This is a genomic window from Nocardioides sp. Leaf307 (genome assembly GCF_001423135.1).
In the GTDB taxonomy this organism is placed as follows: Bacteria; Actinomycetota; Actinomycetes; order Propionibacteriales; family Nocardioidaceae; genus Nocardioides; species Nocardioides kribbensis.
This window is the reverse complement of record NZ_LMNY01000003.1, coordinates 1-15131: the sequence shown is the minus strand read 5'-3', so window position 1 is coordinate 15131 and position 15131 is coordinate 1. Positions and strand designations below refer to the sequence as shown.

At 72.3% G+C, this 15131-nt stretch carries 14 protein-coding genes, 3 tRNA genes and 1 pseudogene; 10 read left to right on the top strand and 8 right to left on the bottom strand.

Features of this window, described 5'->3' with window-relative positions; genetic code table 11:
* Window positions 1–356: 356 nt before the first annotated feature.
* Window positions 357–986 carry a molybdenum cofactor guanylyltransferase gene (locus tag ASF50_RS15040; RefSeq protein WP_056905067.1) on the bottom strand — a complete coding sequence of 210 codons (630 nt, stop codon included), beginning with the start codon at window positions 984–986 and terminating at the stop codon, window positions 357–359.
* A gap of 45 nt (window positions 987–1031) precedes the next feature.
* On the opposite strand from ASF50_RS15040, the gene ASF50_RS15035 reads away from it, so the two are divergent.
* Genes ASF50_RS15035 through ASF50_RS15025 form a run of 3 tightly spaced genes read left to right on the top strand, consistent with a single transcriptional unit; the run spans window position 1032 to window position 3174 of the window.
* A complete protein-coding gene (locus ASF50_RS15035; protein WP_056905066.1) occupies window positions 1032–1814 on the top strand; it encodes a carbon-nitrogen hydrolase family protein in 783 nt (260 codons plus the stop codon).
* Between the two features lie 11 nt (window positions 1815–1825).
* Entirely contained in the window at window positions 1826–2911 is a 1086-nt protein-coding gene (locus tag ASF50_RS15030; protein WP_156718338.1) for a hypothetical protein, read from the top strand.
* Window positions 2912–2940: 29 nt separating this feature from the next.
* Window positions 2941–3174, top strand: coding sequence for a biotin/lipoyl-binding carrier protein (locus ASF50_RS15025; RefSeq protein WP_156697971.1), 234 nt, complete (start codon window positions 2941–2943; stop codon window positions 3172–3174).
* Window positions 3175–3273: 99 nt separating this feature from the next.
* Here the strand turns inward: ASF50_RS15025 and ASF50_RS15020 are convergent.
* Window positions 3274–3361, bottom strand: a tRNA-Ser gene (locus ASF50_RS15020).
* A 75-nt stretch (window positions 3362–3436) separates the two neighbouring features.
* Here ASF50_RS15020 and ASF50_RS15015 point away from each other — a divergent pair.
* The 3 genes from ASF50_RS15015 (at window position 3437) to ASF50_RS19940 (ending at window position 4565) form a co-directional block, all read left to right on the top strand.
* Window positions 3437–3913 (top strand): hypothetical protein, encoded by a 477-nt coding sequence (locus tag ASF50_RS15015; protein ID WP_056905065.1) that lies wholly within the window; start codon window positions 3437–3439, stop codon window positions 3911–3913.
* A gap of 112 nt (window positions 3914–4025) precedes the next feature.
* Window positions 4026–4116: transfer RNA gene (locus tag ASF50_RS15010), tRNA-Ser, on the top strand.
* A gap of 317 nt (window positions 4117–4433) precedes the next feature.
* Window positions 4434–4565, top strand: a complete 132-nt coding sequence (locus ASF50_RS19940) for a hypothetical protein (RefSeq protein ID WP_267477223.1) — start codon at window positions 4434–4436, stop codon at window positions 4563–4565.
* A gap of 273 nt (window positions 4566–4838) precedes the next feature.
* On the opposite strand, the gene ASF50_RS15005 is transcribed toward ASF50_RS19940, so the two are convergent.
* Entirely contained in the window at window positions 4839–5864 is a 1026-nt protein-coding gene (locus tag ASF50_RS15005; RefSeq protein ID WP_156718337.1) for a LuxR family transcriptional regulator, read from the bottom strand.
* Between the two features lie 365 nt (window positions 5865–6229).
* Between ASF50_RS15005 and ASF50_RS15000 the strand changes: the two genes are divergently transcribed.
* Both ASF50_RS15000 and ASF50_RS14995 read left to right on the top strand, forming a co-directional pair.
* Window positions 6230–8068: a phosphoenolpyruvate carboxykinase (GTP) gene (locus tag ASF50_RS15000; RefSeq protein WP_056905064.1), complete on the top strand. Its 1839-nt coding sequence runs from the start codon at window positions 6230–6232 to the stop codon at window positions 8066–8068.
* Between the two features lie 99 nt (window positions 8069–8167).
* Window positions 8168–8240: transfer RNA gene (locus ASF50_RS14995), tRNA-Arg, on the top strand.
* Between the two features lie 281 nt (window positions 8241–8521).
* Here ASF50_RS14995 and ASF50_RS14990 read toward each other — a convergent pair.
* From ASF50_RS14990 to ASF50_RS14980, 3 genes are all read right to left on the bottom strand, one after another.
* On the bottom strand, window positions 8522–10234 hold the full coding sequence (locus tag ASF50_RS14990; protein ID WP_056905063.1) for a DUF2075 domain-containing protein: 1713 nt from the start codon (window positions 10232–10234) through the stop codon (window positions 8522–8524).
* Window positions 10215–10541, bottom strand: a complete 327-nt coding sequence (locus ASF50_RS14985) for a nucleotide pyrophosphohydrolase (protein ID WP_200920208.1) — start codon at window positions 10539–10541, stop codon at window positions 10215–10217. Before ASF50_RS14985 ends, ASF50_RS14990 begins: the two co-directional genes overlap by 20 nt.
* Before the next feature lie 118 nt (window positions 10542–10659).
* Window positions 10660–11580: a serine hydrolase domain-containing protein gene (locus ASF50_RS14980; protein ID WP_056905061.1), complete on the bottom strand. Its 921-nt coding sequence runs from the start codon at window positions 11578–11580 to the stop codon at window positions 10660–10662.
* Between the two features lie 167 nt (window positions 11581–11747).
* Between ASF50_RS14980 and ASF50_RS14975 the strand changes: the two genes are divergently transcribed.
* Both ASF50_RS14975 and ASF50_RS14970 read left to right on the top strand, forming a co-directional pair.
* Window positions 11748–13250 carry a hypothetical protein gene (locus tag ASF50_RS14975; protein WP_056905060.1) on the top strand — a complete coding sequence of 501 codons (1503 nt, stop codon included), beginning with the start codon at window positions 11748–11750 and terminating at the stop codon, window positions 13248–13250.
* 76 nt (window positions 13251–13326) lie between these two features.
* Window positions 13327–14565, top strand: coding sequence for an MFS transporter (locus ASF50_RS14970; RefSeq protein WP_235557692.1), 1239 nt, complete (start codon window positions 13327–13329; stop codon window positions 14563–14565).
* 46 nt (window positions 14566–14611) lie between these two features.
* Here ASF50_RS14970 and ASF50_RS14965 read toward each other — a convergent pair whose 3' ends face one another.
* Both ASF50_RS14965 and ASF50_RS19320 read right to left on the bottom strand, forming a co-directional pair.
* Window positions 14612–14938 carry a hypothetical protein gene (locus ASF50_RS14965; protein WP_056905058.1) on the bottom strand — a complete coding sequence of 109 codons (327 nt, stop codon included), beginning with the start codon at window positions 14936–14938 and terminating at the stop codon, window positions 14612–14614.
* A 10-nt stretch (window positions 14939–14948) separates the two neighbouring features.
* Window positions 14949–15131: pseudogene (locus ASF50_RS19320) on the bottom strand (chemotaxis protein); the annotation flags it as partial.

Genomic DNA, 15131 nt, shown 5'->3' with positions numbered 1-15131 from the left:
CGTTTGCGCAGCCCCGCCGGCGTCGCGGTCCCCCAGCGCGATTGCGCCAGTTCCGCAGCGGAGCCGTCCGCACCGCTACTCCATCCGCGCACACCTGGCCCAGCGGCTCGCCGGGTCCCGCGCGATTGCGCCGTTTCCGCAGTCGAGGCGCCGGCGACCGTGCTCCAGCCACGCAAACCGGGCCAAGCCGCCTGGCCGGTTCCGCGCAATTGCGCCGCTTGCGCAGCCCCGACCACGGCCCCCGCCGGCGGCCCCCGACGGCCGCACCGAGCGCCGCCCCCGCCGGCGGCTCCCGACGGCCGCCCCGACGGCCGCCCCGACGGCCGCCCCACGACCGCCCCCTGGGGTCAGCCGCCTCAGCCCGGCGGCTCGGCGAGGTCGCGCAGGTCGGCCCAGGTGTCGACGTCGCGGTGCTCCTCGCCCAGGGCGGCGACCTCGGCGAGCCGCAGGTCGCGCAGCAGGTGCCTCATGGCCATGCCGTGCTGCCCCTCGTGGTCGGGGCGCACGGCGTCGAGCCGGTCGGTGCGGAGCACGAGGGCGAGCTGGTGGCGTCCGTCGGGGGCGACCAGGCGCGCCCCGTCGAGGTCCTCGGCGGGACCGTCCTCCCCGAGGAGCGCGTCGTGGAGGCGGCGGAAGGTGTGGGCGGTGACGCGGGGCATGTCGACGGCCAGTACGCCGAGGGTGCGCGGCGCCCGCACGAGGGCGTCGCGCCCGGTGAGCAGCGCCGCGACCGGGCCGCCGTGGCGCGGCGACTCGCGGCAGAAGGTGACCGGCCGCTCGGTCGGCACCGGGTCGCCGACCACCACGACCTCGGCGGCGTCGACGAGTGCGTCGAGGGCGTGGGTGAGCAGCGAGCGGCCGTGCAGCTCGACGCCGGCCTTGTCGACGCCGTCGAGGCGCACCGCGGTGCCGCCGGCGAGCACGACGGCGCAGAAGCCGCCGGTGTCGGGGTCGAGCAGGGGGCCGGTGGGGGAGGAGCCGGGCATGCCTGGAGTCTCGCACCGGTCGCGGCCGGCTGGCAGGCTGGAGCCATGACCGCCGACACGACGTGGACCACGGCACGGGTCGCCCTCGTGCAGGAGGCCTCGGGTCTCGAGCCCGCGGGCAACCGCGAGCGCCTGGCCGCGCTGGTGCCGACCGGCCACGACCTGGTCGTGCTGCCGGAGGCCTTCGCCCGCGACTTCGGCACCGCAGGCTCGCCGCTGGGCGAGCACGCCGAGCCGGTCGACGGGCCCTTCGCCTCCGAGGTGGCCCGGGTCGCGGCCGCCGCCGGCACCACGGTGGTCGCGGGGATGTTCGAGACCGGCCCCGACCCCGAGCGCCCGTGGAACACGCTGGTGGTGCGCGGGGCGGTGAGCGCGGAGTACCGCAAGATCCACCTCTACGACTCCTTCGGCTACCGCGAGTCCGACGTGCTGACGGCCGGCCCCACGACCCCCCGGGTGGTCGACCTCGCCGGCCTGCGGGTCGGTCTGATGACCTGCTACGACCTGCGCTTCCCCGAGCACGCCCGCGCCCTGGTCGACGCAGGCGCCGAGCTGCTCGTGGTGCCCGCGGCCTGGGTCGCGGGGGAGCGCAAGGTCGACCACTGGCGCACCCTCGTGCGGGCCCGCGCGATCGAGAACACCGTCTACGTCGCGGCCGCGGCCCAGCCGGCCCCGCGCTACTCCGGCCACTCGATGCTCGTCGACCCGCTCGGCGACGTGCTCGCCGAGGCCGGCGACGGCTCCGAGGTCGTCGGCGCCGAGATCAGCGCCGCGGTGCTGGCGCAGGCGCGTCGTACCAACCCCTCCCTGGCCAACCGGCGTCTGTAGCCTCTCCGCTCGTGCCCGCCCCCGACCCCGCGACCCCCGCGCCCTCGAGCACCGCGCCCTCCGGCACCCCCTCCGACGCTCGGCCCTACGCCTCCCCGGGTACGCCGACCCGCGCCGGATGGCGCCGCGTGGCCCCGCTGGCCGCCTGGTGGGTCGTGGTGCTCGGCGGGGTGGCGGCCCTCGTGGTGGCGCTGCTCGACGTCGTGCCCGCCGACGAGCGGCTGCTCTCGGGCATCGGGTCGGTGGCCGTCACCAGCGCCTACACCTGGGCGCTGGTGGCCCGCGCCGGCGGACGGCCGCTGCTCTTCGGCGCGCTCGCGCTGCTGCTCGGCGTGGGCGTCCTGGTGCTCGACGAGGACTGGCTGCGCACGGGCGCCGCGGTGATGACGTGCGCGGTCGCCTCGGTGCTCGGCGTGATGGTCACGGTGCCGGCGCAGCGCTTCGTGCAGGCCGCCCGCGAGTGCGCCCTGGCGGTGCTGGTGGCCGCGGGCGGGGCGCTGGCCATGCTGGGCTTCGAGCCGGTCATCGCCCAGGTGCGCTTCGAGTACACCGTCTTCGGGCTCTCCCTGCTCGCCGCCTTCGCCCTCGTCCACCGCCTCGGCGCCGGGCTCCACGGCCTGGGCCGCCGCGGTCTGGTCGGCGTGCTCGGCGGCGGGCTCCTGCTCGCCCTGACCCTGGCCTACGCCGAGCTGCTGCGCCGCTACGGTCCCGGCGACGCCGTGGACAGCGTGCTCGACGGCGTCCGGTGGACCCGGGAGACCCTCGGAGCGTTCCCCCGTCCGATCGAGACCGTCCTGGGCGTGCCCGCCCTCGCGTGGGGCTGCCACATGCGCGCCCGGCGCCGCCAGGGCTGGTGGATCTGCGCCTTCGGGGTGGCGGCCACGGCCCCGGTGACCACCGCGCTGATGAACCCCGCCACCTCGCTGCTCGAGGCGGGCCTCTCGGTGGGCTACGGCCTCGTGGTGGGCCTGGTGATCGGCTTCGTCGTCATCCGCGTCGACCTCGCCCTCACCGGCCCGCGCGGCTCGCGGGCCCGCCGCGCCGAGGCCGAGGCCGCGGTGCGCCCGGAGCCACCTCGGGCCTCGGCGCTGCAGTAGTACGCGCCGGTAACGGCTAGGTTCGAGACGTGGCTCGTGAACAGGTGACGGAGATCCTCGCGGAGATGGTGGCCAACGTGCTCACCATCGCGGTCGCGCCCGGCGAGCGCGTCGAGACCGGTGACACCGTGGTGCTGCTGGAGTCGATGAAGATGGAGATCCCGGTCATCGCCGAGGTCCCCGGCGTCGTGACCGAGGTGCGCGTCAGCCCCGGCGACGTCGTCCAGGAGGGCGACCTGCTCGTGGCCCTCACCCGCGCCTGACCCGCCCCACCGTCGGCCCTCGCCGACCGGGCCCGACCGACCGGGCCCGACCCGTCGGCGCCGTACGTCCGGGGCACCCGGCCGGCCAGGTACGGCACGTGGCAGAGGGGGCGGGATTCGAACCCGCGGTAGGTCTCCCTACGACCGCTTTCAAGGCGGTTCCGATCGGCCGCTCCGGCACCCCTCCTCGCCGCGCCCGCCCGCAGCGCGGGTGGTGCGACCCGCGCAGTCTACGAGGAGCGGGCGGGTGGACAATCGAGGCATGCCCGAGCCGCTGCCGACCCCGCACGACTACCGCATGCACCCCGCCCTGGCCGCCCGCTTCGTGGGCGCCGGCCTGGTGGCGCTGGCGCTGGTGATGTTCGGCGGCACCGCGCTGGTCGCGGTGGCGGGGTGGTCCGGCGACCTGCTGCTCGTGCCGCTGGTGCTCGGCGTCGTCGGCGTCATCACCCTCGGCTGGTGGCTGCGCTCACGGGCCTACGTGCTGCGCGCCGACGCCGAGGGCTACCACGTGCGGCTGGTGCGGGGCGCCGGCGTGCGCGACGCCGCCTGGCGCGACGTCGAGTCGGCGGCCACCTCCTCCCCGCGCGGCATCCCGTGCCTGGTGCTGCACCTGCGCGGTGGCGGCACGACGACGATCCCGGTGCAGGCCGTCGCGATCGACCGCGAGCAGCTGGTGCGCGAGGTGCAGCGGCGCCTCGACGCCGGGCGCGGCCTGCGCCGCCTCGGCGACTCCTGACCCCTGCTCGACCGGTGCCCCGATGGGGCACGCCCCCAGCGCGACGCGTCCGGTCCGCGCGCCTGATTGGTGCGCCGGGAGGGCCGCCTTGTAGCCTGTGCTCGCTGTTCTCGGAGGCGTCGCATAGTGGCCTAGTGCGCCCGCCTGCTAAGCGGGTTGAGGGTTGAACCCTCTCGCGGGTTCAAATCCCGCCGCCTCCGCCAGCCACGACCCCCGTCGGACTCCTCCGCCGGGGGTCGTCCTGTCCCTGCCGACGGGGCCCCTCGCGCCCGTCGCGTCGCCGGCGTGACCCGGGCGACACCGCTGGACCGGCGGGGTGCTTGCCAAGGCCCCGCGGCGCGCGCGACCCTCGTGGCAGTGCACGGGCCGCCCTCGGGGCCGGACCGCTATTCCGCGACGGCGGCTGCAACCTTCTGCAATGCAGGTTTCTGAGCCAACCCGCCGCGCCCGATCGCGACGCCGACGACGGAGGATGGGGCCACGGGCCATTCCGTGGGCCCCCGAGGACAAGGACTCCGCCATGAACGTCGCCCGCAAGCTCGCCGTCACCGTCGCCGCCACCGTCCTGAGCGTCGGCCTCGTCGGTCTCACCTCCGCCCCCGCCCAGGCCGACACCAGCTGGGGCTGCGGCGGCTGCGTCAGCAAGAAGTGACCTGAGCGCGGGCTGGCCCCGCGCCTCTCCCTTGTGAGACGGGGAGCGAACGTCCCCCCCGACTTGTTCGGTCCCAGTGCCGGTCCACGGCCCGTCTCCCCCCGAGGACAGCGACTCCGGTCGCTGTCCTCGCTGGTTCCGGACCCGTACGCCGCTGGCGTGCGGGTCCGGCCCACGTCCGGCCCCTCCACCTCCGGCCCGGTCACACCCAGCCCGGTCACACCCGGACCGGTCACGCCCGGCACCCTGCGCGCCGGGCCGTGCGGCGGAGCGTCACTCCTGGTCGGGCGCGCCCGCCTCGCCGTCGAGCGCCCGGTCGCCTTGCACCCCGCGCCGGCCCATCAGGTAGCCGAGCTGGAAGCGGGTGTCGGCGTCGTGCTCGGCCTTGAGGTCGGCGACGTAGCCGGCGTAGGTGCGGGGGCTGACCCCGAGCCGCTTGGCGCTGACCGGGTCGGCGTGGCCCTCGATGAGCATCCGGATCGTCATCGCCCGCTGCTCCTCGGCGATGTCCTTCATCGTCGTGGACTCGCGGTTGCCGAAGGGGCGGGCGCGCTCCCAGGCCCGCTCGAAGACGTCGACCAGGTAGGCCACCACCGAGGGCTCGCGCACGGCGATGGCCAGGGTGTTGTCGTCGGTGGCGGGGATGACCACGACGCGGCGGTCGACCACGATCATGCGGTTGAAGAACTCGTCGAGCGTGCGCACCTCGGCGCCGAGGCCGGTGACGGCCGCGACGTACTTGTGCGTGACCGCGCTGCGCCGGGCGCTGTGCTGGTAGAGCGTGCGCATCCTGACCCCGCGCGCGAGGGCGGCGGTGTCGCGCAGCGCGGCCTCGGCGAGGGTCTGCGGGTCGCGACCGGTCTGCGGCTGCGCGGTGAGCAGCTCGCTCTCGGTCTCCGCGGTGAGCCCACCGATGTAGGGGCCGATCGCGGCGCCGCGCAGGTAGGTGAAGGGGCCGCGGCCGCCGGTCTCCGGGGCGCGGCGCCACGCCTGGCGCAGCGGGCCGAAGGCGCGCGCCCACTGCGAGGACTCCTCCAGCAGGCGCCCGGCCTCCGTGCTCAGCGGGGTGACCACCCGTGACTGGACGGCGGCGGGGTCCTCGGGGAGCCAGGTCGCGCTGTCGGCGTCGAGGCTGACCAGCCCGAGCTGCACGAGCAGGTCGAAGGCGGGCCGGTCGTCGGCGCCCTCGGCCAGCCGCGGGTCGTCGGCGGCCATGCCGCCGGCCGCGACCATGTCCTCGTAGAGGGCGACGCAGTGCTCCTCGAAGGCCGCCCTGTCCTCGGGCCCGAACACCGCCACGCGTCCCCCTGACCTGGCCCCTGACCTGGCTCGTCGTCGTGCGCGAGCACCTGGTGTGCCGCGTTCCCCGAGTCTGCTGCGGATGATGACACACCCCCCGCAGGGGCCACCCGGGCGAGACCCCGGCGACCGCGCCGCGACCCCGCCACGGGCCCGCCACGAGCGCCCCGCGACCCGGCCGCGCCGCGCCCTGACTTGGATCGATCCACGATTCGTGGCCCACGTCACAGGCCGCGGAGGGCTCGCTGGGAGGTCCGAAAATCGCCTGTCCAGTCTGGATCGATCCAACGACCCTGGCGTGCGGAAGGGGGGTAAAGAGCGGCTAGCGTGCCTGTCAAGCAGCCCCGGGAAAGGCGAATCTGGACATGGTCGATGTGGAGAAGGTCCTCGACGAGGCGGGTCTCAAGAACCCGCACGTGCGGGAGTACGTCGCGTACTGGGCGGGGGTGACCGAGCCCGAGCGGATCGAGGTCGTCAACGCCTCCGACGACGCCCGCCTGGTGGCTGAGGCCCTCGAGGCCGGCGAGCTCCTGCCCGCCGGTGAGGGGCTGTACTACTCGCGCTCCTACTTCAAGGACACCGCGCGCTCGGAGGAGCGCACGATCGTGGCCACGAGCAAGCCCGAGGACAAGGGCGTCTACAACAACTGGCGCGACGCCGAGGAGATGACCTCCAGCCAGCTGGAGCGCATGCGCGGTCAGTCGCGCGGCAAGACGATGTACGTCATCCCCTACCTGATGGCGCCTCCCGGCTCCCCGCTCGAGGCCTACGCCGCGGGCGTCGAGCTCACCGACAACCGCCCGGTCGTGCTCCACATGATCCGGATGGCCCGCGTCGGCACCGCCCACGTCGACAACCTCGAGGACCCCAGCTCGTTCGTGCGCGCCGTGCACGTCACCGGCGACCTGGAGAACCTCGGCCAGGGCACCCCCGACGACCAGCGCTACTTCGTCACGGTCGCCGACCAGCGCACGATCCTGCACTTCGGCTCGTCGTACGGCGGCAACGCGCTGCTGGGCAAGATCGCCCACGGCCTGCGCCAGGCCTGCTACGACGGCCGCGCGTCGGGCAAGTTCCTCGCCGAGCAGTTCATGCTGCTGGGGATCACCGACCACGAGACCGGCAAGAAGTACCACGTGTGCGGCGGCTTCCCGTCGGCCTCGGGCAAGACCAACCTCGCCATGACGCTGGCGCCCGACGCCATGGGCAGCCGCTACCACGTGGAGTTCTACGGCGACGACATCGCCTGGCTCTGGGTTGGCGAGGACGGCAAGGTCTACGCGATGAACCCCGAGAACGGGGTCTTCGGCGTCGCCAAGGACACCAACGAGCTCACCAACCCCACCGCGCTGGACTCCATCAAGCCCGGCAGCGGCGCGATCTTCACCAACGTCGCCTACAACCCCGACACCCAGGAGGTGTGGTGGGAGGGCAAGACCCCCACCTACCCCGCCGACGTCACCGGGTGGGAGGACTGGAAGGGCGAGAAGATCTCCGACCGCGAGGCCGGCGACGACTCCCCGTGGGCCCACCCCAACAGCCGCTTCACCACGACGCTGGCCAACGTGCCCAACGTCGCGGGCGACTTCGAGGACCCCGCCGGCGTGCCGGTCGACGCGATCATCTTCGGCGGCCGCACCCGCGACCGCGAGCCGCTGGTGCGCGCGATCACCGACCTCGCCGAGGGCGTCTACGACGGCCTCACGCTCGGCGCCGAGGCGACCTTCGCCGCCGACGGCCTCGACGGCCAGCTGCGCTACGACCCGATGTCGATGCGGCCCTTCATGGCCTACGCCGAGGCCGACTACGCCGCGCACTGGCTGAAGATCATCGGCGCCGCCACGCAGCAGCCGATCTTCGCCCACGTCAACTGGTTCCAGCGCGACGCCGAGGACGGCCACTTCCTGTGGCCCGGCTACCGGGAGAACCTGCGCCCGCTGCTGTGGCTGGTCAAGTACGCCGCCGGCGAGGTCTCGGGCCGCCAGACCCCGGTCGGTGTCCTGCCCACCGAGGAGGAGCTCGACCTCACCGGCCTCGACCTGCCCGCCGACGAGCTGGCCCGCATCCTCGACATCGACGTCGAGCGCTGGCGCCAGGAGATGGGCTTCCGCGAGGAGCACCTCCAGCAGTTCGACGGCCTGCCCGAGGAGATCTGGGAGGCCCACCGCCGGGTCGCCCAGGCCCTCGCCGACGCCGACTCCTGACGGAGTAGCCGACCGGGCACGGGCCGATTTCGGCCCACGGTGCCCGGTCGGCTATCCTCGACCAGTCGTCGCACCGGCCCCGGCCGGATCGCCCGACATGCGCCTGTAGCTCAACGGATAGAGCATCTGACTACGGATCAGAAGGTTTGGGGTTCGAATCCCTACAGGCGCACCGCACACGAAGCCGCAGGTCATCTAGATGGCCTGCGGTTTCTGCGTTTATCGGGGGCTCGCCAGCGATGTCGACTGGCATCGTCTGAAGAGATCGCGCGGGCCGATCGACACGTTGGAACCGTCCGCGGTCAAGGTGATGTGTAGAACCGCCACCGCGGCCCGGGCGTGGTCCACCAGAACGCGCGCGATGAACACCGTCAATGACCGGCTCGCGGCATCCGCCAACGGGCATGATCTCGCTTATCGAGCGAAGCCCTCAGTCACTGAAGGGTGCTCGAGTTAGAAGAACCGTCGGAGGTGCGCCCGAAGTGCTGGGTCGCACACGTACACGTATGTACCGAGCATCCCTCGCGTCAGCAGCACCGAGTAAATGTTGCGAACGAAGACAAGGATGTCCTCGTCCGAGTAGGTGATGCCGTGAAACTTGTTATTGGTCATGCCGCGCGGATCGCGGTAGCTCTTTCGGTCGAGCACGATCCGCTCGGTGTCGGTGTCAAATCGTAGGTCCGGGCCGATGATCACCCCCGCGTAGTTGAGGTCGTAACCCTGGATGGTGTGGATCGAGCCAACTTCGTCCGCTGAACCCGGCGAACTGACCCAGTCCACGGCAGTCGAGTTCCAGCGAAGCTGTTCGCCGTCGATCACGAAGTCGACGACGGTCTTGTCGTTCTTGCTTGCCCATCCCCAGGCGTAGCCGGCAAGAAGGCGGGCCAGACCGTACTCGCGTTCGCGCGCGCTGATGGCGTTGCGCATCACGGAGAGGTTGTCGAAGAACCGCAGGTCGTATCCGTCGAAGCGCGCAGGGCCTCGTGCGGTACCGTCCAGAGTGGCTCGCACGTGGGCCACGTAGTCCTGACCCGCCCGAACGCGCATTTGTGATTGCAGCCGGTAAAAGCGTTGGCCTCGACGAGCTTCACCCAGCAGCGCCTCCAGAACTTGGGGGGACACGTCTGCTGGGCGGACTGCCTGACCGCCGTCGACCATGTAGAGCTGATGCCGGCTGACGGCGTTGATCCAGTCGAATTGGGTGTACCGCACGTCGTCGTGGCCGAAGAGCTTGATGTTGTTGCTCGGGAACATCGAGTTCAAAGGGCCGGCTGCTTGGGCCGCTCGCTGATTCAGCCGATGTGCCTCATCCACGACCAGAAGGTGGAACTGGTGCCCCGCAGACACCACTTCGAATGGGCTCAGTACCTGTTTGGGGTTGAGCCCCGGAGTCTTGCGAAAGACCATCTTCACCGACTTGCGGAGGGATTGTTGCGGCACCACGAGAGCCATGCGGAAGCCTGTCAGCAACTCCGGGAATCCCTGAACGAAGAAGTCGGCCAGGAGTGAGTCACCTTCCGGGGCCTCGCCACCGATGGCGTTCTGGATGTCGCTCAGGAGCTTCATTAGGTAGATCGCGACCACGGTCTTGCCGGTTCCAGGGTCGCCTTGGATGACGATGCGTGACGATCGGCCGTTCGCAAGGTCGTCGAAAAGGCCTTCTAGGATGTCCTCGACAATGACGGACTGCTCGGGACTCAACGCCTTAAAGGGCGACAACTTGAACAGGTCAGAGTTCTCGATCTCCTCGATCGATCGGCTGAAGACTCCCTCCTCGCGCAGGCGCTCGAAGATCTCGCGGAAAACGGTGTTGTACTTGCCTCGGTCGAAATAGTCGGCATTGGTGATGCCGTCGTTTCGATTGATCACTTCGAACTGACCATCGCCCGCGAGCAAGCGGATCAGGGTGGACTCCAGGTCCAAGCACACGGACTTGTTGAAGGTCGGATCGATCACCACTCTTGCAGTGCTGAGTACTCGGCGTTCTGCCGAGTCAAGGTGCTGGCGCAGTCGCGCCGACACGTTCAGCGACTCCCCGACGTAGACCTTCCGCGAATCGCCCAAGGTGTAGACGGCCGGCCAATTGGTGAACTTGGCGTCGAGCAGCCGTAGGTTGCGCACGGCTTCGCTCGTGAAGGGCACCCGCTCAATCCGGAAGCTGGTCATACTTCGCGCTCCGTCCCCGAGCCTTGTCTGCCGGATACTTGGCCCGCGTCCGATCCAGCTTGTCGAGCACGATCTGATCGGAGTCGACGCCTAGCTTCGCCGCCAGGAGATGGCAGTAGGTGAGGACATCGGCCAGTTCGCCGAGGACGTCACCGGTCGGCACGTCAGGCGACCATTGGAAGCACTCGAGCAGTTCCCCGGCCTCAATCACCACGCTCTTGGCAAGGTTCTCAGGCGAGTGGAACTGGTCCCAGTCGCGCTCAACGACCATTGCTCTTAGCTCATCCCGGACTCGTTCGTTCGACACACGGGTACGATATGGCGTCGGCGCGTCTCAGATGGGGCAATGCGCCGCGTCGAAGTACGTGAGACTCACGAGTGTCGGGCATGACGTCGGGGCTCCTTCTAGAGTCGAGCGGCTCCTATCACGCCGAATTGCAGCCCGTCATCGGTCCGCGACTTTGTGCATTCTCCGAGCCTCGTGAGGTGAGGATCGCCACGACGCGGTCGGCTGCGTGATCGGCGCCGGCGTGGTCGTGGGCCAGGATGGTCACGACCGCGTCGCCGAGGAACAGCACGAGCTGACCGTGGGCGCCGTGCAGGCGCCAGGCTTCGCCCGGTCCGCCCCACGCTCCCAGGGAGTAGCGCGCGTAGGCGGGGGAGGCCGCGTCCCGTTCGGTCCAGTCCGAGCGCAGGCCGGTGGTCCAGCGCGAGGAGACCAGTCGCCGTCCTTCCCAGACGCCGTCGTCGCGGATCAGCCGGCCCAGGCGCGCGAGCTCCTCTACCCGCAGGTGCAGCCCTCCGCCGGCGGCGACGTACCCGTGCGGGCACCGATCCCAGGGCGGAGCGTCGATGCCGAGCGGGGTGAAGAGAACCGGCTGCAGCCAGTCGGCGACGTCGCCGACGACGCTGCTGAGCGCGCGCATCGCGGTGTAGGTGCTGGCGTTGGAGTACTGGAAGACCCGCCCCGCGGACGGGCGCGACAGGAACTCCTGGGCCAGGTCGGGCCAGTCGGTCAGCATCGTGTCGCTCCACGCCAGGTCGATGCCGCTGGTCATCGAGAGCAGGTGCCGCGTCGTGACCGACTCGACGCCCTCGCCGACCACCGGGGGCCGCAGGTAGCGGGTGACCGGCGCGTCGACGTCGTAGAGGCCGGCGTCGCAGGCCAGCCCGACGGCGAGGGTGCAGACCGCCTTGGCGGCGGAGTGGACGTCGCGGCGTACGTCGGGGGACCAGTGGTGGACCGCGCTGTCGTCGGCGAGGAGCACGTGGACGGCGTCGGCGCCGAAACCGTCGGCCTCGAGGGCACGCACGACCTGCCGGAGGACGTCGCGCGCGCTGGTCACGGCCCCAGTCTGCCGGTCGGTGTCGGCGCCGGAGCGGGGCGTCGGCCGCGGGACGACGACCGGAGGGACGCCGGAGCGCGGCCGGGTGCCGGGGCCGGCGATGGCTGCCGACGTACCGCCCGTGAGAGCGCGCCACGGTAAAGACGTCCGACACTAGGATCGAGCCCATGCGTCTCGTGTCGACGGTCGTCGGCTTCTTCCTGCGGAAGCTCGGCCTGTTGGCGGCGCTGGTGCTCTCGCTGTTCCTCGGCTACCTGGTCATGCAGTCCCTGGTGCCGGCCCTGCGCGAGGCCGCGGCCGACCGGGACCGGCTGGAGCGGGTCGTCGAGGAGCGAGCCGCGCTGCAGGAGGACCTGGGCCGGCTCCAGGCGGCCGCCGCCGCGGCCCGGAGCGAGGCGACGGCCTCGCTGGAGGCCGAGCTCGGCGACGAGGTCGGCACGCTGCAGGGGGCCGTCACCGACAAGCGGGCCGAGGTCGAGCGGCTGCGCGACGGCCAGCAGGACGTCTGCGGCCTGGTGCGGGACCTCATCGACCTGGTGACGCCGGGCGATGCGTGCGACGCGGCCGAGGCGGCGGTGCGGGAGGCCGACGAGGCGCTCGACTCCCTGGAGGACGGCCTCGCCCGGGCCGAGGAGGGCGTGGCCGTGCTGCGCGACCCCGACCTCAGCGACCAGGAGAAGCTGGACCGGCTGGGTCGGGGCGACGACCCGGCGTTCCGCCAGGACGAGATCGACGCGCAGGAGTCGGCGCTCGCGGAGACGCGGAGCGAGGAGGACACCCTGGAGGAGGCGCAGGGCTCCGGCACGGGCTGGGTCGTGGACCAGTGGGCCCGGTCGTGGAAGTGGCTGGCCGTCATCGCGCTCACCGTCCTGCTCGCCCCGATCGTGCTGCGCGTCGTCAGCTACTTCGTGCTGATGCCGGTGGTGCGCCGTCTCCACACGCCGGTGCGGCTGGCCGATGAGGCGGAGGCCGCGGACGCCGAGATCCGCACCAGCGACGCGCAGCGCACGATGACCGTCCACGTCGGCGCCGGCGAGGTGCTGTCGACGCGGTCGGCGCACGTGCGCTCGGTGCAGGGCAGGGCCCGCAGCCGACTCCTCTACGACTGGTCCTCGCCGTTCATCAGCTACGCCGCCGGGCTGCACGAGATGAGCCGCCTGGTCGGGGAGGAGACGGGCAGCTCGGTGACGCTGGCCAACCCCGAGGACCCCAACGCCTACCTGATGCGCATCGACCTGCGCGACCACCCCGGCCTGGTGATGCACCCCAAGCATGTGGTCGGGGTCGTCGGGACGCCCGCGCTGGAGACGCGCTGGCGGTGGGGCGTGCACGCCCTCGCGACCTGGCAGGTGCGCTACATCCTCTTCGCCGGCACCGGAGGCCTCATCGTGGAGGGCTGCGGCGACGTGGTGGCGACCAACCCCGAGGGCAGGGCGACCAGGGTCAACCAGAACCTGGTGATGGGCTTCGACTCCCGCCTGAGCGTGGGCGTCAACCGCACCGAGGTCTTCTGGCCCTACCTGCGCGGCCGCGCGCCCCTCGTCGACGACGAGTTCACCGGCCACCACCCGCTCTTCGGGCAGCAGTCCGACACCGGCGAGGCGGCCAACCCGGTCACCCGGACCTTCAACGCGCTCTTCTCCGGCCTGGGCAAGCTCTTCGGCTTCTAGGCACGGGCTCGCGGAAGTGCGGGTCGCGTACGAACCCGGTTGACCCCGCGGGCCCGCGCAGGCTTGGGTGGTCGGCGTGACCGACCGGCTCGGGCCGCTGCGCCACCGCGACTTCCGGCTGCTCGTGGCCGGCACGGCGACCAGCTCGCTGGGCAACGCGATGGCGCCGGTGGCGCTGGCCTTCGCGGTGATCGACCTCGGCGGCTCGGCGCAGGAGCTGGGCCTGGTGGTGGCGGCCTTCGCGCTGGCCGAGGTGGTCACGGTGCTCTTCGGCGGGGTGCTCGGCGACCGGGTCTCGCGCAAGGTGCTGATGGAGGGCTCGGCGGGCGCGTGCGCGCTGGTGCAGGCGGTGCTCGCGGCGGTGCTCCTCACCGGCGCGGCCAGCATCGCGCTGCTGACGGCGATGGGGGTGGTCACCGGCTGCCTGGCCGCGCTCAGCGGCCCCTCGTCGCAGGCGATGACCCGCCTGACCGTGCCCGCGGCCGAGCTGGCCTCGGCGGTGTCCGTGCGCCGGATCGGGCAGACCGGGTCGCAGATCGTCGGCTTCTCGGTCGGCGGGGTGCTCGTCGCGGCCGCCGGGCCGGGGTGGGCGATCGCGGTCGACGCGGCGACGTACGCCGTGGCCGCGGGGTGCTACGCCGCGCTCCGGGTGCCGCACGTGCGGGGGGCCTCGGTGGGCGCGTCGGTGCTGGGCGACCTCGGGGTCGGGCTGCGGGAGGTGCTCAGCCGCACCTGGCTGTGGCTGCTCATCGGCCAGGCCCTGCTCTACCACCTCGTCTACGGCGGCGCCCAGGGCGTGCTCGGCCCGATCGTGGTCGGCGACGGGTTCGGCCGCGCGGCGTGGGGCTGGGCGCTGGCGAGCCTGATGGCCGGCTTCGTGGTCGGCGGCCTGGTGACCCTGCGCTGGCGACCGCGGCACGGGCTGCGCGTCGGTGTCGCGATGCTCTCGCTGACCGCGGCGTTCCCGCTGGCGATGGCCGTCTCCGACCAGCTCGTCGTGGTGCTCCTGGGCGCCTTCGTGCACGGTTTCGGGCTCGAGGTCTTCTCGGTGGCCTGGGACCTCTCGATCCAGCAGAACGTGCCCGAGGACCGGCTGGCCCGGGTGTACTCCTTCGACCAGGTCGGCTCCTTCGTCTCCCGCCCGGTCGGCCTCGCGCTGACCGGGCCGGTGGCCGAGGCGGTCGGCTACGACCGGTGGCTGCTCGTGGTCGGCGGCGTCATGGCCGCCTCGTCGCTGCTGGCCCTGCTCTCGCGCGACGTACGCCGGCTGGAGCGGCACGCGCCGCCGCCGCTGGGCGTGGACGCCCCCGCCTGAGCCCCGGGGCCCGGTCCCCGGGGCCGGGCCCCGGGACAGTGGGGCTTCAGGGCAGCTGCGGCTCGGCCAGGCGGGTGACGGTGCGCAGCAGCCAGAGCGACTCGGCGGCCGTCGGGTCGTCGGTGAGCACGACCGAGACCCGCCCCGGCGTGCCGGGCGGTCGGGGCGCGTCGAGCGCCGCGGCCACGCCGGTCTTGGAGGGCGCGTAGGCCCCCGAGGGACAGGCGAGCAGGTGGACCGACCGGTCGGGGTGCGGCTCGCCGTACCAGGACGCCCAGAGCCGGAAGGCCTCGGGCACGGCGTTCTCGAGGGCCTGCGGGCTCGACCAGACGTCGACGGTGACGGTCTGCGACTGCTGGGTGGATGCCTCCATGTCAGCCCCCTCAGACCTGGAAGCGGGCCACGAGGGCTTTGAGCTCGGTGGCCATGGTGGCCAGGGCGGTGGCGGACTCGAGGGTGTTGTGGGCTCCGTGGCGGGTGTCGTCGGCGGCGGAGGCGACTTGGGCGATGTCGTCGGCGATGCCGTTGGCGCCGCCGGCGGCTTCGGTGACGGAGCGGGCGATCTC